Here is a 21,643-nt window from a genome sequence, read left to right as displayed (position 1 = left end):
GATCTTTTTTTGCCGACGACTTCCGGCGGTACCGGCGTGCCGTCGCTACCTTGAGACGCGATGATCGGACGAATCCCAATCCTGGACATTCACCCCACGGTCGAGTGCGGGCGCTACCCCGCCAAGGCCGCCGCGGGTGAGACCTTCGAAATCTCCGCGACCGTGTTCCGCGAAGGACACGACGCGGTCGCCGCCGGCGTGGTCCTCACCGGCCCGGACGGCGTGCGCGGGCCGCTGCTGCCCATGAGCGAGCTCGCTCCCGGCACCGACCGCTGGGGCGTGGAGGTGACGCTGCCCACCGAGGGCGAGTGGACCTTCCGCGTCGAGGCGTGGGGCGATCCCCTGGCCACCTGGCTGCACGACGCGGGCATCAAGATCCCCCGCGGCATGGACGCCGACCTGATGTGCGAGGAGGGTGCCCGGCTGTTCGACCGGGCGGCCAGGGCGGTGCGGCCCGCCGACTGCAAGCCCGTGACCGGTCCGGTGGCGGTCGGCAGCCCGGTGAGCGGCACGGCGCCCGCGGGCCGGGTCGCCAGGCGGGGCAATCCGACGCAGGAGCACGTGTGCGGGCACCGCGCCGCGCTCCAGGCGGTGGCGGCCAGGCTGCGCGAGACGGGGATCGACCCGCGCGCCCGGTTCACGGTGGCCCAGCTCCCGGAGACGGCGGAGCTGCTGCGGGCGCACCCGCTGCGGGACCTGGTGACGAGGTCGGGCCGGCGCTCGATCGTGGTCGACCGGCGCAGGGCGGTGTTCGGTTCCTGGTACGAGTTCTTCCCGCGCTCCGAGGGCGCGATCATCGAACGGGACAGTGTCCCCAAATCCGGAAATTTCCAGACTGCTGCGAAGCGACTGCCGGCCATCGCGAAGATGGGCTTCGACGTCGTCTACCTGCCGCCGATCCACCCGATCGGGCACAGTTTCCGCAAGGGGCGCAACAACACCCTGACGCCGGACCCGCACGACCCCGGCTCGCCCTGGGCGATCGGCTCGGAGCAGGGCGGCCACGACGCCATCCACCCCGACCTGGGCACCTTCGAGGACTTCGACGCCTTCGTGGCCAAGGCCCGCGAGCTGGGCATGGAGATCGCCCTCGACCTGGCCCTGCAGTGCGCGCCCGACCACCCGTGGGTCAAGGAGCACCCGGAGTGGTTCAACATCCGCGCCGACGGCTCGATCGCGTACGCCGAGAACCCGCCGAAGAAGTACCAGGACATCTACCCGCTCAACTTCGACAAGGACCCGCAGGGGATCTACGAAGAGGTCAAGCGGGTGGTGCGGCTCTGGATGGACCACGGCGTGCGGATCTTCCGGGTGGACAACCCGCACACCAAGCCGGTGGCCTTCTGGGAGAAGCTGCTGGCCGACATCCACGCCACCGACCCGGACGTGCTGTTCCTCGCCGAGGCGTTCACCCGCCCGGCGATGATGCAGACGCTGGGCAAGATCGGCTTCCACCAGTCGTACACCTACTTCACCTGGCGTAACTCCCGTTCCGAGGTCGAGGAGTATCTGACCGAGCTCTCCCACCGTACGTCGCACTTCATGCGGCCGAACGTGTTCGTTAACACTCCGGACATTCTCCATGAATACCTTCAGCACGGGGGAGTCCCGGCATTTCGCATCAGAGCGGTTCTCGCCGCCCTTGCGATGCCGACCTGGGGCGTCTACTCCGGATATGAACTTGCGGAGAATGTACCGGTTCGACCGGGGAGTGAGGAATACCTAGATAGTGAGAAATATCAATACAAACCGCGTGATTGGGTAGCCGCCGAGCGCGAAGGCCGCAGTCTTGCCCCCTTCATCACGCAACTCAATTTGTTCCGAAGAGCGCACCCGGCACTCCAGGAACTGCGTAATCTACGGTTCCACAGCGTCGACCATCCGGACATGGTCTGCTTCTCCAAGCGGCTGCCCGGCGCCTACGACACGGCCACACGACGGCACGGCCTGGGCGACGTGGTCCTGGCTGTCGTGAATCTGGATCCGCACAACACCCATGAGGCGACGGTGTCGCTGGACATGCCGGCCCTCGGTCTCGACTGGCATGCCGAGTTCGTCGTGGACGACGAGCTGTCGGGCGAGTCGTATCGCTGGCGGCAGACCAACTACGTGCGCCTCGATCCCCACATCCACCCAGCACACGTCTTCACTCTGCGTGCCGCGGCGGCGAACCAGCGGTGAGCCGGCCGGGTACGCCATACCGGCAGAACAGCGGGGAGTCCACTGGTGAGTCAGCTACCTGAGCCCATCCCGAACACCTTCGACGAGGAGAAGCCTCGCGATCCGTACTGGTTCAAGCACGCCGTCTTCTACGAGGTCCTCATCCGGGGCTTCGCCGATTCCAACGGCGACGGCACCGGTGACATCCGCGGCCTCATCCAGAAGCTGGACTACCTCCAGTGGCTCGGCGTGGACTGCCTCTGGCTCCTTCCCCTGTACGAATCACCGCTCCGCGACGGTGGGTACGATATTGCCGATTTCATGAAAATCCTCCCCGAGTTCGGAGATCTCGGAGATTTCGTGAAACTGGTGGATGAAGCGCACAAGCGTGGCATGAGGGTCATCGCTGACCTGGTGATGAACCACACCAGCGACCAGCACCCGTGGTTCCAGGCCTCCCGGCACGACCCCGAGGGCCCGTTCGGCGACTTCTACGTCTGGAACGACAACGACGAGCTCTACAAGGACGCCCGGATCATCTTCATCGACACCGAGTCGTCCAACTGGACCTACGACCCCGTCCGGGGGCAGTACTACTGGCACCGCTTCTTCTCCCACCAGCCGGACCTCAACTACGAGAACCCGGACGTGCAGGACGCGATGCTGGAGGTGCTGCGCTTCTGGCTGGACCTGGGCATCGACGGGTTCCGCATGGACGCCATCCCCTACCTGTTCGAGCAGGAGGGCACCAACTGCGAGAACCTGCCCAAGACCCACGAGTACCTGAAGCGGATCAGGGCCGAGGTCGACCGGCTCTACCCCGACCGCGTGCTGCTGGCCGAGGCCAACCAGTGGCCTGCCGACGTGGTCGAGTACTTCGGCGACCCCGCCTCCGGGGGCGACGAGTGCCACATGGCGTTCCACTTCCCGCTGATGCCGCGCATCTTCATGGCCGTGCGCCGCGAGTCCCGCTACCCGATCTCCGAGATCATGGCCCAGACCCCCAAGATCCCGGAGCACTGCCAGTGGGGCATCTTCCTGCGCAACCACGACGAGCTCACGCTCGAGATGGTGACCGACGACGAGCGCGACTACATGTACTCGGAGTACGCCAAGGACCCCCGGATGCGCGCCAACGTCGGCATCCGGCGGCGGCTGGCCCCGCTGCTGGAGAACGACCGCAACCAGATTGAGCTGTTCACGGCGTTGCTGCTCTCCCTTCCGGGTTCTCCCGTGCTGTACTACGGCGATGAGATCGGCATGGGGGACAACATCTGGCTGGGCGACCGCGACGGCGTGCGCACGCCCATGCAGTGGAGCCCGGACCGCAACGCGGGTTTCTCCGACTGCGACCCGGGGCGTCTGTATCTGCCGGTCATCATGGACCCGATCTACGGCTACCAGGCGCTCAACGTCGAGGCCCAGCAGAAGAGCGCCGGGTCGCTGCTGCACTGGACCAAGCGCATGATCGAGATCCGGAAGCGTCACCCGGTCTTCGGCCTCGGGGAGTACACCGAGCTCAACTCCTCCAACCCGAGCGTCCTCGCCTTCGTGCGCGAGCTCGGCGACGACCGGATGCTGTGCGTCAACAACCTCTCCCGGTTCCCCCAGCCGGTCGAGCTGGACCTTCGCCGCTTCGAGGGGTCGGTTCCGGTGGAGACGATGGGCGGTGTTCCGTTCCCACCGGTTGGCGAGCTTCCGTATCTTTTGACGCTTCCTGGGCATGGGTTCTACTGGTTCACCCTGCCGCCCGCATCCCAGGAGGCGTAAAGCCGTGTTGACGGAGTTCCTTACCGGCTGGATCACGCACCAACGATGGTTCGCCGGTAAGGGGCGCCCGATCGACGATCTCACGGTCGACTCCGACCTCGAACTCGCCCCCGGCCTGCGCCACCTGATCATCTCGGTGCGCCAGGCCGGGGCGCACGACCGCTACCAGCTCCTGCTGGGCAGCGACGGCGACGAGTCCGCCCGTTTCAAACCCGCCCACATCGGCGACGGCTACTACGACGCCGCCTACGACGCCTGCCTCACCGGCACCCTGCTGGAGGCGATGGCCGCCGACCGCGACCTGGGCCCGCTCCGCTTCCGCCACCTGGAGGGAGTGGAGATCGACACCTCGCTGCGGAGCCTGGTGCTCGGCGCCGAGCAGTCCAACACCTCGCTCGTGTACGGCGGCACGTACATCTGCAAGCTGTTCCGCCGCCTCATCCCGGGGGTCAACCCCGAGCTGGAGATCGTCACGGCCCTGGCCCGCCAGGGCACCACGCACATCGCGCAGCCGTACGGCTGGATCGAGACCGACCTCGACGGCGAGCCGACCACCCTGGCGATGACGCAGGAGTTCCTGTCGAACGCCAGTGACGGCTGGGCCCTCGCCCTGGCCAGCGTCCGTGACCTGTACGCCGCCCTCGAACCCTCCGCCTCCGAGGCGGGCGGCGACTTCAGCGGCGAGTCCTTCCGCCTGGGCAAGGCCACCGCCGAGGTCCACCACGAGCTGGCCGTGGCGTTCCCGACCGAGGTGATCGAGTCACCGGAGGTCAAGCGGATGGTCGAGGACTTCCGCCGCCGCCTGGCCGTCGCGGTCGCCGAGGTTCCCCAGCTCGGCGAGTACGCCCACGTCGCCGAGGAGGCCTACCAGCGGGTCGCCGACGTGGCCAGGGAGATGCCCGTGCAGCGCGTGCACGGCGACTACCACCTCGGCCAGGTGATGCGCACCCCCACCGACTGGGTGATCCTCGACTTCGAGGGCGAGCCCGGCCAGCCCCTCGCCGAACGCCGCGCCCTGTCCTCCCCGCTCCGGGACGTGGCCGGCATGCTCCGCTCGTTCGACTACGCCGCCCGGCACCTGCTGGCCGACCACCCCGACGCCGAGGAGCTGCGCCCCCGCGCCGTGGAGTGGGCCGAGCTCAACCGCGCCTCCTTCCTGGCCGGCTACTCCGCCGGCGGCGGTCACCTGCGCGCCGAGGACGCCGTCCTGCTCCGCGCCCTGGAACTCGACAAGGCCGCCTACGAGGTCGTCTACGAGTCCCGCAACCGCCCGGCCTGGCTCCCCATCCCGATGGCCGCCTTCCAGCTGGACCGGTAGGCCCTCCCGGAAGGCCGCCGCCCCGGGCGGACCGGTGACTCCCCCGCTCGCCGTCCCGAGGCGGGCCCGCCGGGCGACCGGTGCGGGGACCACGCGTGAGGCGGCCGGACCCGCAGCCGTGCCGTCCCGTCACCGGCGCCGGCGCCGCCGTCGAGCAGGCGACCGCCGGGACGGAGGACCGCCGCGCGACGCCTCCGGCGGAACCGCGGCTCCGGCCGATCGAAACCTCGGCCTTCGGCAGAAATAAAGACATCTGTTCGGCAGGTTGAAAGGAAAAGCTTCGGCAGATCTAAAGTGACAGCTAGGATCGACCAGGTGCGAAGTGCGATGGACTACGTTCCCAGACGGGCGACCGCCCTGGTCACAGAGGCACTGGCCGACACACGAGTCGTTGTGATCAACGGAGCACGCCAGGTGGGCAAGAGCACTCTGGCCGAGCTCGTTCTTCGTCAAGGGCCGAACGGGGTGGCGCGTTTCCTCGATGATCCGGTCACTCGGGCGGCTGCCATCGAGGACCCGGTCCGGTTCGTCCGCCACGACGGCTTGATGCTCATCGATGAAGTCCAGCGGGTTCCCGACCTCTGGCTGGCGATCAAGCATCTGGTCGACCGGGATCCACGCCCCGGCCGCTTCCTGCTGACCGGATCCGCCCGACTGCTCGCGTTACGCAGCCTGCCGGACACGCTGCCGGGCCGCTCGGAAACCGTCGAGCTCTGGCCGTTGTCCCAGGGCGAGATGGATGGCGCTCCCGACGGCTTCGTCGACGCCGCCTTCGCGCTTGGCGCCGATGTCCGTGGCGAGCCGTCGACACTGCGACGCAAGGACTATCTCACCAGGATGGCCCGGGGAGGTTATCCGGAAGCGGTGCGCCGGGAGTCTCCCCGCCGACGGCAGCGGTTCTACGAGAGTTACATCGCGGACCTGCTCAGCCGTGACGTCAAGCAGGTGGCGGACATCGAGAAGGCCGGTGATATGCGCAGGCTCATCGCGCTGTTGGCCGCCCAGGCGAGCGGGCTGCTCAACGTCAGCCGTCTCGCCTCCGAGCTGAGTATCACGGCACCGACGGTTCGCGGCTATGTCGACATCCTGGAGACCATCTATCTGGTACGGCTGATACCTGCCTGGTCATCGAACCTGACGACCAGGGCGGTCGCCACCCCCAAAGTCATCTTCACCGACTCCGGCCTCGCCGACTACCTGACCTCGGGAACCACCTCCGACGCGTCACTCGGCGGTCTGATGGAGAACTTCGTGCTCAGCGAACTGTCTCGCCAACTCACCTGGTCCGACACCCCCGCGCGCCTGTACCACTACCGCGACCGCGACCAGTATGAGGTGGACGGGGTGCTCGAAAACAACTCCGGCCAGATCATCGGCATTGAAGTCAAGGCTGCAGAAACGGTACGGGTGGATGACTTCCGCGGTCTGAAACTCATGCAACGACGACTCGGCCCACGATTTCGCGCCGGATTCGTCCTCTACTGCGGCACGGAGTCGCTGAGTTTCGGCGAAGGTATGGCGTGCCTCCCCATCTCCGCGCTGTGGACCACGGCCGCCCCCGACAAGTGAGCTCAGCAGCCAAGGAGGAGGTGCGGGAAACCCATCGCCAAGCTTCGTGCGGGTTGAACCGGCATGCTCCGCTCGTTCGACTACGCCGCCCGGCACCTGCTGGCCGACCACCCCGACGCCGAGGAGCTGCGCCCCCGCGCCGTGGAGTGGGCCGAGCTCAACCGCGCCTCCTTCCTGGCCGGCTACTCCGCCGGCGGCGGCCACCTGCGCGCCGAGGACGCCGTCCTGCTCCGCGCCCTGGAACTCGACAAGGCCGCCTACGAGGTCGTCTACGAGTCCCGCAACCGCCCGGCCTGGCTCCCCATCCCGATGGCCGCCTTCCAGCTGGACCGGTAGGCCCTCCCGGAAGGCCGCCGCCCCGGGCGGACCGGTGACTCCCCCGCCCGCCGTCCCGAGGCGGGCCCGCCGGGCGACCGGTGCGGGGACCACGCGTGAGGCGCCCGACCATGTGCGACAGGTGGGCCTGGCAGAGCACCATTGGTAGATCACCGGGTTGCGCGGCATGCTGGACGGCCGTTCCCGTGACCTCCTGATCAATCAGGGAAGCCGCACCCCGGCGACGTGCCCTGAAAACCGTGACGGCCCGGTCGCTCGCCGCCTCTCCTGAGGGCCGCCGGTGGGGCTTCTCGGTACGGGATCATCGACCTCCAAGCCGACCACAAGGAGCCGCCCCTATCATCGGCCGCGTGTGGTTGCCATTTCTGGTCCTCGAGATCGTGCCGGCTCTGATCTTGTACTGGGGAGTCAAAGCCTGGCTGAGAGCGCAGCGGAACATCGAGGCGTCGCGGAGGGCACACGGGTCGGTGATCTCCCTGAAAATCTGGCCCAAAAGCACCTATGCCGTGTTGGAGTTCACGACCTCGACCGGTGAGAAGGTCGAGACCGACTCGGTGTACAAGATGCGCCGGCGCAAGGACCCCGGCTCGGCGGTGAACGTGCGCTACCTGCCGGAGAGCCCCAAGGTGGCGTGGATCGAGGGTGAGGCGGAGGCGGAGTCCAACTTCGGGCTCCTGTTCTCCCTCGCCGTCTTCATCGGGTGGACAGCGATCATGGCCTGGCAGGCCTTCTTCGAGTAGCCGGGCCGGCTGTGACGTGAACATCCGCTCTCATGGTGGACGCCCGGGGGTGGAGCGCGACGGGTATGAGACGGGGGCCTTCGGACTCGCGGCCCTCGATGCGGCGAACGAGGAGGTCGACCGCTTCACTCGCCGTGCGGGCGGGGTCGAGGTCGACGGCGGTGAGCGGAGGTTCGCTGGTGCGGGCGAGATGGCTGTCGACGCCCACCGAGACGAGAAGATCGTCGGGGACGCGGACTCCGCGCTCCCTCGCGACGCGAAGCAGCCCGGTCGCCAGCCACTGCGGCGGCGCGTAGACCGCGTCAGGCCGAAGGTCGAGCAGCCGGTTCGCGGCCTCGGCGGCGCTGCTGTCGAGCTTGTCGGGCCGTGCCAGGACGAGCATCGGCTCGTGGCCATGGCTCTCGGTCCACTCCACGTAGGCGAGCTCGGCGTCGGCGAACCACGACCACTCGATGTCGACGGAGAGCATCGCGACGCGACGGGCTCCGGCGGCGACGAAGTGGTCGAGCACCGCCGATGTGCTGGCCGCGCTGTCGGCCGCCACCCACCACGGGTCGTCAGGGTGGGTGATGTCCCTGCCGACGGTCACGACCGGCAGGCCGAGCCTCTGGAACATGGCGACACGCGGATCCTCCGGGACGGGATCCACCACGATCCCGCCGTCGATGCTGAACCTGCGCAGGTCGTCGAGCTTGCGTAGCGGCGGGAGTTGAAGCAGGGCCTGGTCGTGCTCGAATGCCGCCTCCACGCAGCTCATGGTGAGCGAGAGGTAGAAGTCCACGGCGAGGACATGATGGCTGAGGGCCAGGTCGGCGCCGACCGGCAGCAGCAACGCGATCGTGTCGGCGCGCCCTGATCGCAACCCCCGGGCGTTGCTGTTGGGCCGGTAGCCCAGTCGCTCGGCCACCTCGGCCACCCTGGCCCGCGTCGCCGCGTCGACCCTGCCCTTGTTGTTGAGCACGTGGGAGACCGTCGTCTCGGAGACGCCGGCCGCCTCGGCGACATCACGGATCCTCGGGCGGGACCTTGAGGTCTTCATGGAGCCACCTTATCCCCGATGCCAAATCGATTTGCCAGAGACTCTTGTGGCGCCAAATCGATTTGGCTTAGAGTCCCGGTCATGCATTCGAGGAGGGCTCGGCTGGACCGGGCGGCTCGGCGCCTCGACGATCTGTGCGAGGCACAGGACTTCGTCACGGGCTGGTCGCTCATCGACCTGGGAGCCGGCCCGGGGGCCGCCTCACGGCATGGGTCCCGGCTGTTTCCCGCGGCGAGCACCCGCAAGGTCGCGGTCATGATGGCGGTCCTGCGCGCGGTCCACCGGGGCGAACTGGATCTCGGGGCTCGGGTCACCATCGACGGGCGCTACCGCGACCGCGTGTTCACCGGGCTCCTGCAGCACCTGGACGCCGGGCTGTCGTTGTCGCTGCGTGACACGGTGACCCTGATGATCATCCTGAGTGACAACCTGTCCACCGCCCACGTCGTGGACCGCGTCGGGCTCGACGCGGTGAACGAGCTGTGCGAGGCGGCGGGGCTCACCGGCACCCGCCACCGGCACGCGCTGATCCCGGAGCTCGCACCCGACCATCCGGTGGAGGCGACCAACGTGACGACACCGGACGACCAGGCGCGCCTGTTCGAGCTCATCGTGCGCGGCGCGGCCGGGGAGGCGGAGGCGAACGGGCGGCTGGGGTGCCCGCCCGAGCTGTGCGCGTTCGCGCTCGACGTGCTGCGACGCCAGCAGTTCAGGGACGCGCTGCCGGCGCTGCTGCCGTACGGGACGCAGGTCGCGCACAAGAGCGGCGCGGGCTGGCGGGACGTCAGCGACGCCGGCGTCTTCTTCGCGGGCGGGGAGCCCCGCTATGTGCTGGCGGTCTACACAGATGAGGTTCCGGCGGTCCTGCCTGACGGGCTGCCGGGGATCGCGGGGGCACGGGGCCACATTGCCAATCTCAGCCGTGCGTGCTGGGAGGAGTTGCATCCGTAAGGAGGCTCAGATGTCACGTCTGACCGGCCGCGTCGCAGCGGCCTCCCTGGCCGTGCTCACCGCCTGCGCCCTGGGCGCGGGATGTGCGCGCGGCGGCGGGGAACCTGCCCGGTCCGCCTCGGGCGACGCCGGCGGGGTCCTGCGCTTCGCCTACACCGCCTTCCCGTCGACCCTCGATCCGCACAAGGCCTCCACCGCGTGGGACGAGCTCTACGTCTTCCCGATCTACGACCGGCTGGTGACGGTCAGGCCCGACGGGCAGATCGCCGCCATGGTCGCCGAGTCCTGGAGCCGGGAGGGCAAGAAGATGATCTTCGCGCTCCGTTCCGGCGTGCGGTTCCACGACGGCACCGCGCTGGACGCCGAAGCGGTGCGGGCCAACCTGGAACGTGCCATGACGGCCCAGGGTTCCACGGCCAAGCCGCTGCTGAAGATGATCACAGACGTCGAGGTCGAGGACGGCAGGCTGGTCGTCGGCTTCACCGGCGCGGAGGAGGTCCTGCTCAACGCCCTCGCCCATCGGGGCGGCGCGCTGATCAGCCCCAAGGCCTTCGACAAGCCGGACCTGGACCGCGCTCCGGTGGGTTCCGGCCCCTACCGGGTCACCGCGTACCGGCGCGATGACCGCGTGGTCTACGAGCCGTTCACCGGCTACTACGACAAAGCGGCCCAGCGCATGAAGGGCCTGGAGATGTCGTTCGTCAACGAGGACGACACCCGGCTCAACGGGGTGCGGTCCGGCCAGTACGACGCCACGCTCATCCGTCCCGAACAGGTGGACACCGCGCGTGACGCCGGCCTGAAGGTGAACGAGTTCCTGACCGGGCTGGTCTACCAGGTCAACATCAACACCGCCCGCTCCGAGTTCGGCGACCAGCGGGTGCGGCAGGCGCTGAACTACGCCGTCGACCGCCGCACGATCGCCGAGAAACTCCTGCTGAACTCCTGCCGGCCCACGGTGCAGCCCGCCCCGGCCGGGCACTGGGCGCACGAACCCTCACTCGACGGCGCCTACCCCTACGACCCGGCCAAGGCCAAGCAGCTGCTGGCCGAGGCCGGCCTGCCGAACGGCTTCTCCTTCACCGCGCTGGCGTGGAACAACACCGCCTTCGTCCAGCTCGGCGAGGCCATCCAGGACCAGTTCAAGCAGGTCGGGATCGACATGAAGCTGCGCCCCATGAGCGCCGACCAGTCCATCGACCTCTACCAGAACCGCGGCGAGGCCGACGCCCTGGTCAGCCAGATCGGCGCCGCCGCTCCCAACCCCGGGCTCATCACCCAGCAGGACTACCTGAAGGGCGGGCTCAACAACCCGGGGGACCTCACCGTCGAGCGGATCGAGGAACTCGCCGAGGAGACCGCGTCCGCCTCCGACCGGGCGGCCCAGCAGAGCGGCTACCGGGAGATCGCCAAGCTCGCCGCGGAGCACGCCTACAACGTGCCCATCTGCAACCGCAAGCTGTACTTCGCCACCAACGACAAGGTGCGTGACTTCGACCAGCTGCTCACCGGATACGACGACATCCGCGTCGTCGGCATGAGCTGAGCCGCCATGCTCGCCTTCCTGGTCAAGCGGCTCGCGGGCGCGGCGGTGGTGCTGTTCGTGGTCTCGGTCATCACCTTCGGCCTCTCACTGCTGATCCCCGGCGATCCCGCGATCCACATCGCCGGGGAGCACGCCACCCGTGAGGAGATCGCCGCCGTCCGCGCCCGGCTGGGCCTCGACCAGCCGGTGGCGGTGCGCTACCTGGAGTGGGCCGCGGCGGCGGTCACCGGCGACCTCGGCACGTCGCTCTACAACTCGCAGCCGGTCACCGAGATCCTCGCCGAGCGGCTGCCGGTGACACTCTCGCTCACCGTCGCCGCCATGGTCGTCGCCGTGCTGATCTCCGTGCCGCTGGGCACACTGGCCGCGCTCCGGCCGGGAGGGCGGCTCGACCGGGTCATCTCCTCCGGCACGGCGCTGGCCGTGGCGACGCCGTCGTTCTGGCTCGGGCTCCTGCTGATCCTCGCGCTGGCGATCACCTATCCGGTCTTCCCCGCCACGGGCTACCGGCCGCTCGGCGACGGTGTCGGAGACTTCGCCGCGCATCTGGCGCTGCCCGCGCTGACCCTGGGCCTCGCCGCCGCGGTCGAGCCGACCCGCCAGCTCCGGGCGGCGCTGGCCGACGTGCTGGACACCGACTACATCCGCACGGCGCGGGCCAAAGGACTGCTCCCGGTCACGATCCTGCGCAAGCACGCGATACGCAACGCCGCCGTGCCGTACGTGACCGTGATCGGGCTGGAGACCGGGCAGCTGCTCGGCGGCGCGGTGGTGGTGGAGACCGTGTTCGGCCTGCCCGGACTCGGGACGCTCGCCGAGGCCACCGTGACCCGGCAGGACCTGCCCGTGCTGCAGGGGATCGTGATCGCCGGCACGGTCGTCGTGGTCGCGGCCAACCTCGCGGTCGACCTCGCCTACCGGTGGCTCACCCCGGGGGAGGCGGCATGACGCGGCAGGACACGCTGTGGCTGCGCCTGCTCCGGCGCGGGGACGTCGTGGTCGCGCTCGGCGCGCTGGCCGTGTTCGTGCTGGTCGCGCTGACCGCGCCGCTCATCGCGCCGCACGATCCGGTGGACCAGGACCTGATGCACCGGCTGGAGGGGCCGAGCGCGGCGCACTGGCTCGGCACCGACGAGTCCGGCCGCGACGTGCTCAGCAGGCTGCTGTACGGCACGCGGGTCTCGCTCGGCGCCTCGCTGCTGGCCGTCGTCGTGGCCGCGGTCTGCGGGGTGCCGCTCGGCCTGCTGGCCGGGTACCTGGGCCGCGGGTTCGATCTCGTCGTCTCGCGGGTGGCCGACGCGGTGCTGTCGATCCCCGGACTGGTGCTGGCCATCGCCATCGCCACGGCGCTCGGGCCCAACCTCACCAACGCGATGCTGGCCGTCGGCGTGGTCTACGCACCGGGCTTCTACCGGGTGACCAGAGGCTCCACCATCGCCGTGCGCGGCCAGACCTACGTCCAGGCCGCGATCACCACGGGGTGCTCGACACCGCGGATCCTCCTGCGGCACATCCTGCCCAACGTGGGCACACCGCTCATCGTCAAGATCTTCCTCACGTTCGGGTACGCCATCCTCGCCGAGGCGAGCCTGAGCTTCCTGGGCCTGGGCGTGCAGCCGCCGCTGGCGAGCTGGGGCTCGATGCTCAAGAGGGCCGTGCGCTACCTCGAACAGGCGCCCCTTCTGGTCGTCCTGCCCGGCCTGATCATTCTCGTGGCGGTGCTGGCGTTCAACACAGTCGGCGACGGCCTGCGCGACGCGCTGGCCCGCAGGGATCGGGAGCCCGCATGACGACGGACCGGATACTGGAGGTCGAAGGCCTGTCCATCGCCGCGCGCTCGGGCGGCAGGACGATCCCCCTGGTGCACGACGTGTCCTTCCGGCTGGACGCGGGTGAGGCGGTCGGCCTCGTGGGCGAGTCCGGGTCGGGCAAGTCGATGACCGCGCTCGCCCTGCTCGGCCTGCTGCCGCGCGGCGTCGCCGTCACCGCGGGCTCGGTACGGCTCGGCGGGGTCGACCTCGTCGGCGCCGACCGCAGGACGCTGGCCGACATCCGCGGACGCCGGATCGCGATGGTGTTCCAGGACCCGATGGCCAGCCTCAACCCGGCCATCCCGGTGGGCGAGCAGGTCGCCGAGGTCCTCAGGCGCCACCTCGGCCTGGCGCGGAAGCCGGCGGCACGGCGGGCGATCGAACTGCTGGGCGCGGTGGGCATCAGGGAGCCGCACCGCCGCACCGGGGAGTACCCGCACACCTTCAGCGGCGGCATGCGGCAACGCGCGATGATCGCCATGGCGCTGGCCTGCGAACCCGCCGTCCTCATCGCCGACGAGCCGACCACGGCCCTGGACGTGACCGTCCAGGCGCGGATCCTCGAACTGCTGGTGCGCATGCAGGACGAACTCGGCATGGCGATGTTGCTCGTCACCCACGATCTCGGTGTGGTGGCGGGCACCTGCCACCGGCTCGCGGTGATGTACGCGGGCCGTCTCATCGAGGAAGGCGAGGTGGGCGAGGTGTTCGACGCGCCGTACCACCCCTACACCGCCGCGCTCCTGGCCGCCGCGCCGGAGAACGCCATGCACGGCCGCAAGCCCGCGGCCATCCCGGGCGTGGTCCCGGCGCCGGGCGCGTTCCCGCTCGGCTGCCCATTCAGCCCGCGCTGCTCGCACGCGCGCCCGGATCCGTGCGACAGCACGCCCGTCGAGGTCAGGACCACCGGCTCCCGGCGCGTGCGATGCGCCCGCAGCCGGGAGCTCACGCTGGCGGGGGTGGAGCGGTGAGCGTTCTGGAGGCCCGGGGCCTGGTCAAGGCCTTCGGCGGGCGGCCCGCCGTACGGGATGTGTCCTTCGCGGTGGACGCGGGCGAGACGCTGGCGATCGTCGGCGAGAGCGGGTCGGGAAAGTCCACCACGGCGCGGATGCTGGTCGGCCTGCTCAGGCCGGACCGCGGCCAGGTCATGCTCGACGGCGTGAACCTGGCCGGGCTGCGCGGCCGCGCGCTGCGGGCCAGGCGCCGCGACCTGCAGATGGTCTTCCAGGACCCGCTCGGCTCACTCAACCCCATGATGCGTGTCGGAGCGAGCATCGCCGAGCCATTGGTCCTGCACACCGACCTCGGCGCGGCGGCCCGCCGCGAGCGCGTCGCCGACCTGCTCGGGCAGGTGGGGCTACGCCCTGAGCACGCCGAACGGCTGCCGCGGGAGTTCTCCGGCGGCCAGCGCCAGCGCCTGGCCATCGCCCGCGCGATCGCCTGCCGCCCGCGCGTGCTGATCTGCGACGAGCCGGTGTCCGCCCTCGACGTCTCCACCCAGGCGCAGATCCTCGACCTGCTGGCCGAACTGCGTGAGACGACCGGCTTCGGCTGCGTCTTCATCTCCCACGATCTCGCCGTGGTCCGGCTGATCGCCGACCGGATCGCGGTGATGCGCGGCGGAGAGCTGGTCGAGCTGGGGCCCGCCGAGCAGATCTACACCGACCCCGGCCACGACTACACCCGCGAACTGGTCTCGGCCGTGCCCTCGCTGCGCGCCCGGCGCAGCCCCGTCAGGAAGGAGGTGGGCGGGTGAGCACCCCCGTCCGGCTGATCGAGGTCGACATCCCCGGTGACGGGAGGTCCGCGGGCCAGGCGTACGGCGAGGCCGTGCGCCCCCTCGTCCTGCGGCACCACGACATGATCGTCCGCGGCCTGGATCCCGCCGCCGCCCGCGAGAAGGCACTGGCCGTCCGCGCGGTCACCGCCGCCGTCGCGCCCGAGCTGGCCGCCGAAGTGGACGGCGTGGGCGAAGGCGCGGGCCTGACCGCGGCCGACGGCTGGATCCTGCAGCTGCGCGCCGAGCTGACCGGCTGGAACACCGCGGCCCCCGAGTGCAGTTCGCTCGCCCTCGTCGATCCCGCCCGCCCGGCGGGGCCGATCGCCGCGCAGAACGCCGACCTGCCCCCGGAGACCGGACCCCTGTTCGTCGTCCTCCGGCGGAAGCCCGCCGCGCGGCCCGCGCTGATCACCGTCACTCCCGCCGGGCAGCTCGGCCACCACGGAATGAACGAGGCCGGCGTCACCGTGTTCGGCAACTTCCTCCGCACCGGCCAGTGGGGCACCGGCGTACCGCGCTACCTCCTCACGCGTCTCGCGCTCGGCGAGACGGACCGGCACCGGGCCGCGGACGCCGTCACCGCCGTACCCCGGTCGGGGCCGCGCAACCTGCTCATTGCCGACGACGAGGGCGCGCTGGACATCGAGACGACCCCGTCGGGCGTGGGCCGCCTGGAACCGTCCGGCGGGGTGCTCACCCACACCAACCACTTCCTCACCGAACGCGCCGACCAGGAGAACGCGCCACCGTCCTGGCTGCGCAACTCGCGGGCACGGCTGTCGAGGCTCGGCGCCCTGCTGGCCGAGGCCGGGGTGGACGCCGGTCCCGCGGAACTGGCCGGGATCCTCGCCGACCGGGACGGCGCGCCCGACGCCCTGTGCCACCACGCCGCCGACGCGCCCGACGTGGACATCGCAACCGTGATCTCCACGATCGCCGAGATCCGCGCCCGGCGGCTGCACGTCTGCGCCGGACCGCCTGATCAAGGAACATATGCCGTGTACGACCTGAAGGAGGCCCAGTGAGCGAGTTGGCATACCTGTCCGCGATCGACGCGTTGGCGAAGTTCACCGCCCGCGAGCTGTCCCCCGTCGAGCTGCTGAGCGCCGTCGTGGAGCGCGCCGGGCAGACGGAGAAGAGCGTCAACGCCTTCGCCGAGCGGTGGTTCGACCAGGCCATGGCGCAGGCCCGGGAAGCGGAGGACCGCTACCTGCGGGGGACGGCCAGGCCACTGGAAGGGCTGCCCGTCGCGTTGAAGGAGGAACAGCCCATCGCCGGGCACCCGCTGCGCGACGGCTCGCTCCTGTTGCGGGACAACGTCTCCGACGTCACCCATCCGGTCGTGGACCGCATCGTCGCCGCGGGCGGGATCGTGCACGCCCGCACCACCACGCCGGAGTTCTGCGCGGCCGGCTTCACCCACAGCGACCTGTGGGGGATCACCCGCAACCCGTGGAGCCTCGACCACTCCGCCGGAGGCTCGTCCGGCGGCTCGGGAGCCGCCCTCGCCGCGGGTACGGCGGTGCTCGCGACCGGCTCCGACATCGGGGGCTCCATCCGCATTCCCGCCTCTTTCAATGGCGTCGTCGGTTTCAAACCGCCCTACGCGCGTGTGGCCGGGCTGCCGCCGTACAACCTCGACCACTACTGCCACGACGGCCCCATGGCCAGGACCGTCGCCGACTGCGCGCTGCTCCAGAACGTGATCGCCGGGCAGGACCCGCGTGATCCCGTGTCGCTGCCCGCGCCGCCGCCGATCCCGCCCTACTCGGGATCGCTCGCCGGGCGGCGGGTGGCCGTCTGCATGAACCTGGGCGACTACCCCGTCGAACCTGACGTGGTCGCCGCCACCTGGGACGCCGTCAGGGCGCTCACCGAAGCGGGCGCCGTCGTCGAGGAGGTCGAGCTGCCCTGGAAGCGCGCCGAGATCATGCGCGCCGCGTGGGCGCACTACGGCGCGATCTTCGGGCCGATCATCGCCGAGGAGGTCGCGACCCACGGCGACGGCATCACCCGCTACGCCCGCGACTTCATGGAGCGGAGCCTGCGGGCCGCCGACGAGCTCGGCTTCTACGGAGCGCTGAAGATCGAGGCGCGGGTGCACGACGCCCTGGCCGCAGTCTTCGAACGGTTCGACGCGCTCGTCTGCCCCACCTCGGGCACGCCCGCGCTCCTGGCCGGGGAGGACTACCTCGAAACCCCGCTCGTGGTCGACGGCGTCACCCTCGACCACAACCTTGAGGCGCCGCTCACGGTCCCGTTCAACATCGCCAGCCGCTGCCCGGTGCTCAGCGTGCCGTCCGGCAGGTCGGAGCAGGGCGTACCCACCGGGGTGCAGGTGGTCGGCCGGCCGTACGACGACCACACCGTGTTCGAGGTCGGCGCGGCGGTGACGGCGGCCCTCCCCTGGTACGCCGACGAGGCGTGGAAGCCGGCGCTGTGACCGCGACCCGGCGGCACGGGATCGAGCTCAGCTACTACGATCTCGGGCGCACCCCGTTCTTCGCCTGCGAGGCGGACCAGCGTTTCTCCTACTGCCTGTACGTGCCCGAGGACTACGACGAGAGCGGCCACCAACGCTACGAACTCGTCGTCGTGGTGCACGGCACCGACCGCACCGCGGCCGAATACCGCAACCTCTTCGCCGACTTCTGCGAGGCGCACGACTGCATCGTGCTGGCGCCGCTCTTCCCCGCCGGTATCGCCCGGCGCGACGAACTGCACGACTACAAGTTCATCGACTACGGCGGCATCAGATTCGACCGCGTCCTGCTGTCCATGGTGGACGAGGTCGCCGCGAAGTACCGTCTCGACGGATCCCGCATGCTGATGCACGGGTTCTCCGGCGGCGGCCAGTTCGTCCATCGCTTCTTCTACCTGCACCCCCGGCGGCTGCGCGCGGTGTCGATCGGGGCGCCGGGCCTGGTCACCCTGCTCGATCCGCACTGGCCGTGGTGGGCCGGGACCAGGGACTTCACCGAACGCCTCGGCGCCCGCCTCGACCTGGAGGCCATGCGCGACGTCGCCGTTCAGATGATCATCGGCGCCGAGGACACCGACACTTGGGAGATCACCGTGACCGAGCAGGACGCGCTGTGGGTGGAGGGAGCCGACAGCGCCGGGGCAACCCGGGTGGACCGGCTGAGCAGCCTGCACCGCAGCTTCACCGACGCGGGCATCACGGCGCGGCTGGACGTCGTGCCCGGGGCGGCGCACAGCGGGTTCGACATCCTGCCCGCCGTACAGGATTTCCTCAGCCGGACGATGGGGGGCGGACCATGCCGTTCCTGGTGAAGATGGGAGTGCTTGAGCTCACCTTGGGGGTGCTGACGGGCTGGTTCATGGTCTACATCACCCGCACCCCGAGGGCGGAACGCCTGCGCCGCGGGCTGCGCGACCCCCGGCGCATCCGGCAGGGTCACATCGAGCTGCTCATGATGGGCACGATCCTCATCGCGATCGGCTCCGCGGTCCCCGACCCGCCCCTGGCGGCCCTCGTCCTCATCGCCCTCTTCTCCTGGCTCGCCCCGCTGTCCTTCTTCCCCGCCGCCATCCGCCCCGACCTCGCCGACAGCCGCGGCATGCGCTGGACGGACAACGTGACCTTCCTCGGCCTCTCCACGGGCTACGTGGTACTTGCCGTGGCCGTCCTGCTGCGCTGACGACCGGCCACGCTCCATTTCGTGCCGGAGCCACGATCCGGCCGGAGCCGACAGACAGCAGCCCCTGGTCACCCGGCCAGGGGCTGCCGCGTTGCCGGAATCGGAGTCAGAAGTCGAACTCGCCCTTCTTCGCCCCGTCGATGAACGCGGCCCACACGCTCGCACTCACCACGAACGGCGTCTTCTCCGGAGCCTCGGTGTCCCGCAGACCGACCCGGCCACCGGACAACGGGGCGACCTCCAGGCAGTTTCCCTGGTTGGATCCGCTCCTGGTGGCCTTGCGCCAGGCCGCGCTCTTCAGCTCGTCGCTCAGGTCCACAACTTCTCCGCCTCTCTGATCAACGCGATGGACGCGTGCTGAGGCTGCGCCTCGGCTCGCAGGGTGTCGTATCTGCCATGGATGGCTTCCACATCTTCCGGATGATTCGACACACTTCCCTTGGTCGCGGATTCGATATACACCATATCGGGGCTTCCGGGAAGTTGCGCGATCGCAAACCCGCCGAGAATGCCCGTTGTCACTCCCGATGCCATGGGGACGACCTGGATGCCGATCCGCGGGGACTCTACCGTCTCCACGAGACGTTCGAGTTGCCGACGCATGACTTCCTTTCCGCCGATCGGGCGGTGCAGAACACCCTCGTCTATCACCGCGCGAAACAGAGGCGGATTGGCGCGGGCGAAGATTTCCTGCCGCTCCATACGGGCGACAACAGCCTTTTCCACCTGCTCGTCGGTTATGCCGGGCTCGCCACGGATAACCACCCGCGCGTACTCCTCAGTCTGGAGAAGACCCGGCACGACGAGCGGTTCCCAGGTGTGCAGGGTGTGTGCTTCCCGTTCGATGTCCAGCCAACCCCGGAACCACCAAGGGCTCGCGTCATGGGTGAGGTGTGCCCACAGCCGGACGAGCTCCCCACCCGCCCCCAGCGCGTCGTCGCAGCGTTGCGCCAGGTTACGACTGGGGGTGCGCTCGCCCCTCTCGATGAAGCCCAGCAGGCTCCTGCTGAACTGGGTCGTCTCAGCCAGCTGGTACTGGGTGAGGTTGGCCCTTTTACGGTATTTGCGAAGCTCCGCGCCGAAAAGCGCCAGGCTCTTCACGGTGGGGTCCACCCCGGAGTTCATGGACATTTCAACCCCGTCCGCTGAGGGATGCTACTGCGGCATGTAAATGACACAGCTTTGCCACAAGATGTCGCACTAATGTGCCCCGAATTTGGATGCACAACGTAGCCGATTGAAGGCACCCTGTGAAGGGCTTCAGGAAAACAAGAAGCCGTCACGAGGCCCTCCTCATGCATACAGGCGACGGCCCTTCAGCGCCCCCACAGGAATCACCGAAAATGTCCGGATAAGAGACCCCAAAACAACCACTGAAAGGCCCGGAAAGCGCAGCTCCGGCGGGCATTCCCCGGCTCCGCCGGACACAGATCTGTCACCTCATGGCAAGCCTCGCACGAGGCCGTGGAAACCGCCGTGCGCGGCTCGACGCGCCAACCCGCCCCCGTCCCGGAACCGCCCCACGCCAGGGCCACCGCCCTGAAGAGGCCCGGAGCCGTCCCCGCCCCCGAAACGAAAGCGGGGCTCGTCACGGCACCGCACGCCGTGACAAGCCCCTTGACCGGACACTGGAGGTCCGACCCGATGCACCACCGTAGTGGAAACCCCAGGCCGACGAGGGTGCGTTGGCACGCGAACCGGCCGCCGATGCCGCTCGGCTGCCGCTGGTGCGGCCACCCGCCGTACGCGCACGAGGCCGCGAGCCTGCCGCACCGGGCCCACCACGACTGGGAGCAGCCCACCCCCGCGCAGGTGCACGCCCGGACGGCCGCCCGGCGGCGTCTCGGGCTGTGCGACCGGCCACCGGTCCCCACGCCGGTGCGCCCGCTCCTGCCGCCGGTCTCCCCTGCCGTCTCTCCCGGACGGCACCGGCGGCAGGAGCACCCCGACCCGGCGACCGCCGTACCGTACCGGCGCGGTGGACCACCGGGCGCGCGGATCCCGTCCGGCGGGCGCGAACCGCACCGGAGACGCGAGCCGTACCGCGAAGGGACGGCGGCATGACCGGGCGCGAGACCCGGAAACGAACCCACCGCGTGACCAGATGCGGCACCCGGCGGCGAACCCACCGCGTGACCGGGCGCGAGGCCGACCACGCCCCACCATCCTCCCGACCCCGAGGAGCAGCCCTCATGTCCGAAAACCCGGATCGGCCGGACGGCCCGCGTACCGCCTGCTGGAACCTGCCGCACGACCTGTCGATCGTCGGCAAGACCCGCGACCTGGTGCGCGAGGCCCTCACCGGGTGGGCGCTCCGGCACCTCGCCGACGACGTGGTCCTGGTGGCCGGGGAGCTGCTGGCCAACGCGATCACCCATGGCGGTCCCCCGATCTGCCTCTTCCTGCGGGCGGACCCGGACGGGCTTCGCGTCGAGGTCACCGACCACGGCCCCGAACGGCCCCGTCGCCTCCGCCTCGACGTCGAGGCCGTCCACGGGCGCGGCCTGGCCATCGTCGAGGCCCTCGCCCACGCCTGCGGCGTCACCCCGCTCCCCCACGGCCCCGGCAAAACCGTCTGGGCCCGCTGGCGACTGCCCGATCAGGGCTGCCCACCGCCCCGGCCGGAACGGTAGGCGAGGCGACTCGGGCGCCGTGTCGTCCTCCGGCACGGCGAAGTCATCTCGTCCGGGCGGGACGTGATCCCACCCGGCTCGCCCCGGGAAACGCGCCGGATCGCGGGAGACCGGCGGCCGGGAAGGCGTCCGCGTGGAAGCTCGGGAGCGCGGCGAACGCAGATGGGGCGACCCGCGCCGACAACAGCCCACCAGCGTCTTCCAGTGATCAACAAGTATGGGCCCATACCCTGTCCGACATGATGAAACGATCTTCTTTCCTCGTCACCCTCGCCGCCGCCGCCGTGCTCGCCGCCCCCGCCGCGGCCTCGGCCGCCCCGGCGTCGCC

The 21,643-nt window shown here is 70.0% G+C and carries 20 protein-coding genes and 2 pseudogenes; 19 read left to right on the top strand and 3 right to left on the bottom strand.

Annotation, left to right across the window (positions count from 1 at the left end; all coding sequences use genetic code 11):
• The first annotated feature begins 60 nt into the window (after positions 1 to 60).
• The 6 genes and pseudogenes from ABD841_RS02895 (at position 61) to ABD841_RS02870 (ending at position 7,893) form a co-directional block, all read left to right on the top strand.
• The gene (locus ABD841_RS02895; RefSeq protein WP_344967531.1) at positions 61 to 2,181 is read left to right on the top strand and encodes an alpha-1,4-glucan--maltose-1-phosphate maltosyltransferase; all 2,121 of its coding nucleotides are present in this window, start codon (positions 61 to 63) and stop codon (positions 2,179 to 2,181) included.
• A gap of 45 nt (positions 2,182 to 2,226) precedes the next feature.
• Positions 2,227 to 3,930, top strand: coding sequence for a maltose alpha-D-glucosyltransferase (gene treS / locus ABD841_RS02890; protein WP_344967529.1), 1,704 nt, complete (start codon positions 2,227 to 2,229; stop codon positions 3,928 to 3,930).
• Positions 3,931 to 3,934: 4 nt separating this feature from the next.
• Positions 3,935 to 5,248, top strand: coding sequence for a maltokinase N-terminal cap-like domain-containing protein (locus ABD841_RS02885; RefSeq protein WP_344967527.1), 1,314 nt, complete (start codon positions 3,935 to 3,937; stop codon positions 5,246 to 5,248).
• Positions 5,249 to 5,575: 327 nt separating this feature from the next.
• A pseudogene (locus tag ABD841_RS02880) lies at positions 5,576 to 6,628 on the top strand (ATP-binding protein); the annotation flags it as partial.
• 252 nt (positions 6,629 to 6,880) lie between these two features.
• A complete protein-coding gene (locus ABD841_RS02875; RefSeq protein WP_344967523.1) occupies positions 6,881 to 7,153 on the top strand; it encodes a hypothetical protein in 273 nt (90 codons plus the stop codon).
• A gap of 350 nt (positions 7,154 to 7,503) precedes the next feature.
• Complete coding sequence (locus tag ABD841_RS02870) at positions 7,504 to 7,893, top strand: DUF3592 domain-containing protein (RefSeq protein WP_344967521.1); 390 nt, start codon at positions 7,504 to 7,506, stop codon at positions 7,891 to 7,893.
• On the opposite strand, the gene ABD841_RS02865 is transcribed toward ABD841_RS02870, so the two are convergent.
• On the bottom strand, positions 7,865 to 8,932 hold the full coding sequence (locus ABD841_RS02865; RefSeq protein WP_344967519.1) for a LacI family DNA-binding transcriptional regulator: 1,068 nt from the start codon (positions 8,930 to 8,932) through the stop codon (positions 7,865 to 7,867). The genes ABD841_RS02870 and ABD841_RS02865 overlap by 29 nt on opposite strands.
• A gap of 81 nt (positions 8,933 to 9,013) precedes the next feature.
• On the opposite strand from ABD841_RS02865, the gene ABD841_RS02860 reads away from it, so the two are divergent.
• The 11 genes and pseudogenes from ABD841_RS02860 to ABD841_RS02815 all read left to right on the top strand — a co-directional run bounded on the left by ABD841_RS02860 (position 9,014) and on the right by ABD841_RS02815 (position 18,682).
• Positions 9,014 to 9,883: a serine hydrolase gene (locus tag ABD841_RS02860; protein WP_344967517.1), complete on the top strand. Its 870-nt coding sequence runs from the start codon at positions 9,014 to 9,016 to the stop codon at positions 9,881 to 9,883.
• Positions 9,884 to 9,893: 10 nt separating this feature from the next.
• Entirely contained in the window at positions 9,894 to 11,429 is a 1,536-nt protein-coding gene (locus tag ABD841_RS02855) for an ABC transporter substrate-binding protein (protein ID WP_344967515.1), read from the top strand.
• 6 nt (positions 11,430 to 11,435) lie between these two features.
• On the top strand, positions 11,436 to 12,377 hold the full coding sequence (locus ABD841_RS02850) for an ABC transporter permease (protein ID WP_344967513.1): 942 nt from the start codon (positions 11,436 to 11,438) through the stop codon (positions 12,375 to 12,377).
• Positions 12,374 to 13,219, top strand: a complete 846-nt coding sequence (locus ABD841_RS02845) for an ABC transporter permease (protein ID WP_344967511.1) — start codon at positions 12,374 to 12,376, stop codon at positions 13,217 to 13,219. Before ABD841_RS02850 ends, ABD841_RS02845 begins: the two co-directional genes overlap by 4 nt.
• Positions 13,126 to 13,815, top strand: a pseudogene (locus tag ABD841_RS41080) (ATP-binding cassette domain-containing protein); the annotation flags it as partial. The gene ABD841_RS02845 and the pseudogene ABD841_RS41080, both read left to right, overlap by 94 nt.
• Positions 13,816 to 13,818: 3 nt before the next feature.
• The gene (locus ABD841_RS41075) at positions 13,819 to 14,211 is read left to right on the top strand and encodes an oligopeptide/dipeptide ABC transporter ATP-binding protein (RefSeq protein WP_486389199.1); all 393 of its coding nucleotides are present in this window, start codon (positions 13,819 to 13,821) and stop codon (positions 14,209 to 14,211) included.
• A complete protein-coding gene (locus ABD841_RS02835; protein ID WP_344967506.1) occupies positions 14,208 to 14,996 on the top strand; it encodes an ABC transporter ATP-binding protein in 789 nt (262 codons plus the stop codon). Before ABD841_RS41075 ends, ABD841_RS02835 begins: the two co-directional genes overlap by 4 nt.
• Positions 14,993 to 16,045: a C45 family autoproteolytic acyltransferase/hydrolase gene (locus ABD841_RS02830; protein WP_344967504.1), complete on the top strand. Its 1,053-nt coding sequence runs from the start codon at positions 14,993 to 14,995 to the stop codon at positions 16,043 to 16,045. The genes ABD841_RS02835 and ABD841_RS02830 overlap by 4 nt, the downstream gene beginning before the upstream one ends.
• Positions 16,042 to 17,463: an amidase gene (locus tag ABD841_RS02825; RefSeq protein ID WP_344967502.1), complete on the top strand. Its 1,422-nt coding sequence runs from the start codon at positions 16,042 to 16,044 to the stop codon at positions 17,461 to 17,463. Before ABD841_RS02830 ends, ABD841_RS02825 begins: the two co-directional genes overlap by 4 nt.
• Positions 17,460 to 18,314, top strand: a complete 855-nt coding sequence (locus ABD841_RS02820; RefSeq protein WP_344967500.1) for an alpha/beta hydrolase family protein — start codon at positions 17,460 to 17,462, stop codon at positions 18,312 to 18,314. Before ABD841_RS02825 ends, ABD841_RS02820 begins: the two co-directional genes overlap by 4 nt.
• The gene (locus tag ABD841_RS02815; protein WP_344967498.1) at positions 18,299 to 18,682 is read left to right on the top strand and encodes a hypothetical protein; all 384 of its coding nucleotides are present in this window, start codon (positions 18,299 to 18,301) and stop codon (positions 18,680 to 18,682) included. Before ABD841_RS02820 ends, ABD841_RS02815 begins: the two co-directional genes overlap by 16 nt.
• Positions 18,683 to 18,788: 106 nt before the next feature.
• Here the strand turns inward: ABD841_RS02815 and ABD841_RS02810 are convergent, their stop codons facing one another.
• Positions 18,789 to 19,001 (bottom strand): DUF397 domain-containing protein, encoded by a 213-nt coding sequence (locus tag ABD841_RS02810; protein WP_344967496.1) that lies wholly within the window; start codon positions 18,999 to 19,001, stop codon positions 18,789 to 18,791.
• Positions 18,992 to 19,813: a helix-turn-helix domain-containing protein gene (locus tag ABD841_RS02805; protein ID WP_344967494.1), complete on the bottom strand. Its 822-nt coding sequence runs from the start codon at positions 19,811 to 19,813 to the stop codon at positions 18,992 to 18,994. The genes ABD841_RS02810 and ABD841_RS02805 overlap by 10 nt, the downstream gene beginning before the upstream one ends.
• A 549-nt stretch (positions 19,814 to 20,362) precedes the next feature.
• Here ABD841_RS02805 and ABD841_RS02800 point away from each other — a divergent pair.
• On the top strand, positions 20,363 to 20,746 hold the full coding sequence (locus ABD841_RS02800; protein ID WP_344967492.1) for a hypothetical protein: 384 nt from the start codon (positions 20,363 to 20,365) through the stop codon (positions 20,744 to 20,746).
• Between the two features lie 128 nt (positions 20,747 to 20,874).
• On the top strand, positions 20,875 to 21,315 hold the full coding sequence (locus tag ABD841_RS02795) for an ATP-binding protein (RefSeq protein WP_344967490.1): 441 nt from the start codon (positions 20,875 to 20,877) through the stop codon (positions 21,313 to 21,315).
• Positions 21,316 to 21,643: the final 328 nt, after the last annotated feature.

The organism is Streptosporangium fragile (assembly GCF_039534445.1).
Classification (GTDB): domain Bacteria; phylum Actinomycetota; class Actinomycetes; order Streptosporangiales; family Streptosporangiaceae; genus Streptosporangium; species Streptosporangium fragile.
Note: the sequence above shows the minus strand (reverse complement) of the source record. Positions and strands in the feature narration are given on the sequence as shown.

What these genes read in the sequence shown, in the direction of transcription:
- ABD841_RS02795 (WP_344967490.1), top strand. Translation starts at nt 20,875, where the DNA reads ATGTCCGAAAACCCGGATCGGCCGGACGGCCCGCGTACCGCCTGCTGG.
- ABD841_RS02845 (WP_344967511.1), top strand. Translation starts at nt 12,374, where the DNA reads ATGACGCGGCAGGACACGCTGTGGCTGCGCCTGCTCCGGCGCGGGGAC.
- ABD841_RS02865 (WP_344967519.1), bottom strand. Translation starts at nt 8,932, where the DNA reads ATGAAGACCTCAAGGTCCCGCCCGAGGATCCGTGATGTCGCCGAGGCG.
- ABD841_RS02815 (WP_344967498.1), top strand. Translation starts at nt 18,299, where the DNA reads ATGCCGTTCCTGGTGAAGATGGGAGTGCTTGAGCTCACCTTGGGGGTG.
- ABD841_RS02850 (WP_344967513.1), top strand. Translation starts at nt 11,436, where the DNA reads ATGCTCGCCTTCCTGGTCAAGCGGCTCGCGGGCGCGGCGGTGGTGCTG.
- ABD841_RS02895 (WP_344967531.1), top strand. Translation starts at nt 61, where the DNA reads ATGATCGGACGAATCCCAATCCTGGACATTCACCCCACGGTCGAGTGC.
- ABD841_RS02805 (WP_344967494.1), bottom strand. Translation starts at nt 19,813, where the DNA reads ATGTCCATGAACTCCGGGGTGGACCCCACCGTGAAGAGCCTGGCGCTT.
- ABD841_RS41075 (WP_486389199.1), top strand. Translation starts at nt 13,819, where the DNA reads ATGCAGGACGAACTCGGCATGGCGATGTTGCTCGTCACCCACGATCTC.
- ABD841_RS02855 (WP_344967515.1), top strand. Translation starts at nt 9,894, where the DNA reads ATGTCACGTCTGACCGGCCGCGTCGCAGCGGCCTCCCTGGCCGTGCTC.
- ABD841_RS02860 (WP_344967517.1), top strand. Translation starts at nt 9,014, where the DNA reads ATGCATTCGAGGAGGGCTCGGCTGGACCGGGCGGCTCGGCGCCTCGAC.
- ABD841_RS02875 (WP_344967523.1), top strand. Translation starts at nt 6,881, where the DNA reads ATGCTCCGCTCGTTCGACTACGCCGCCCGGCACCTGCTGGCCGACCAC.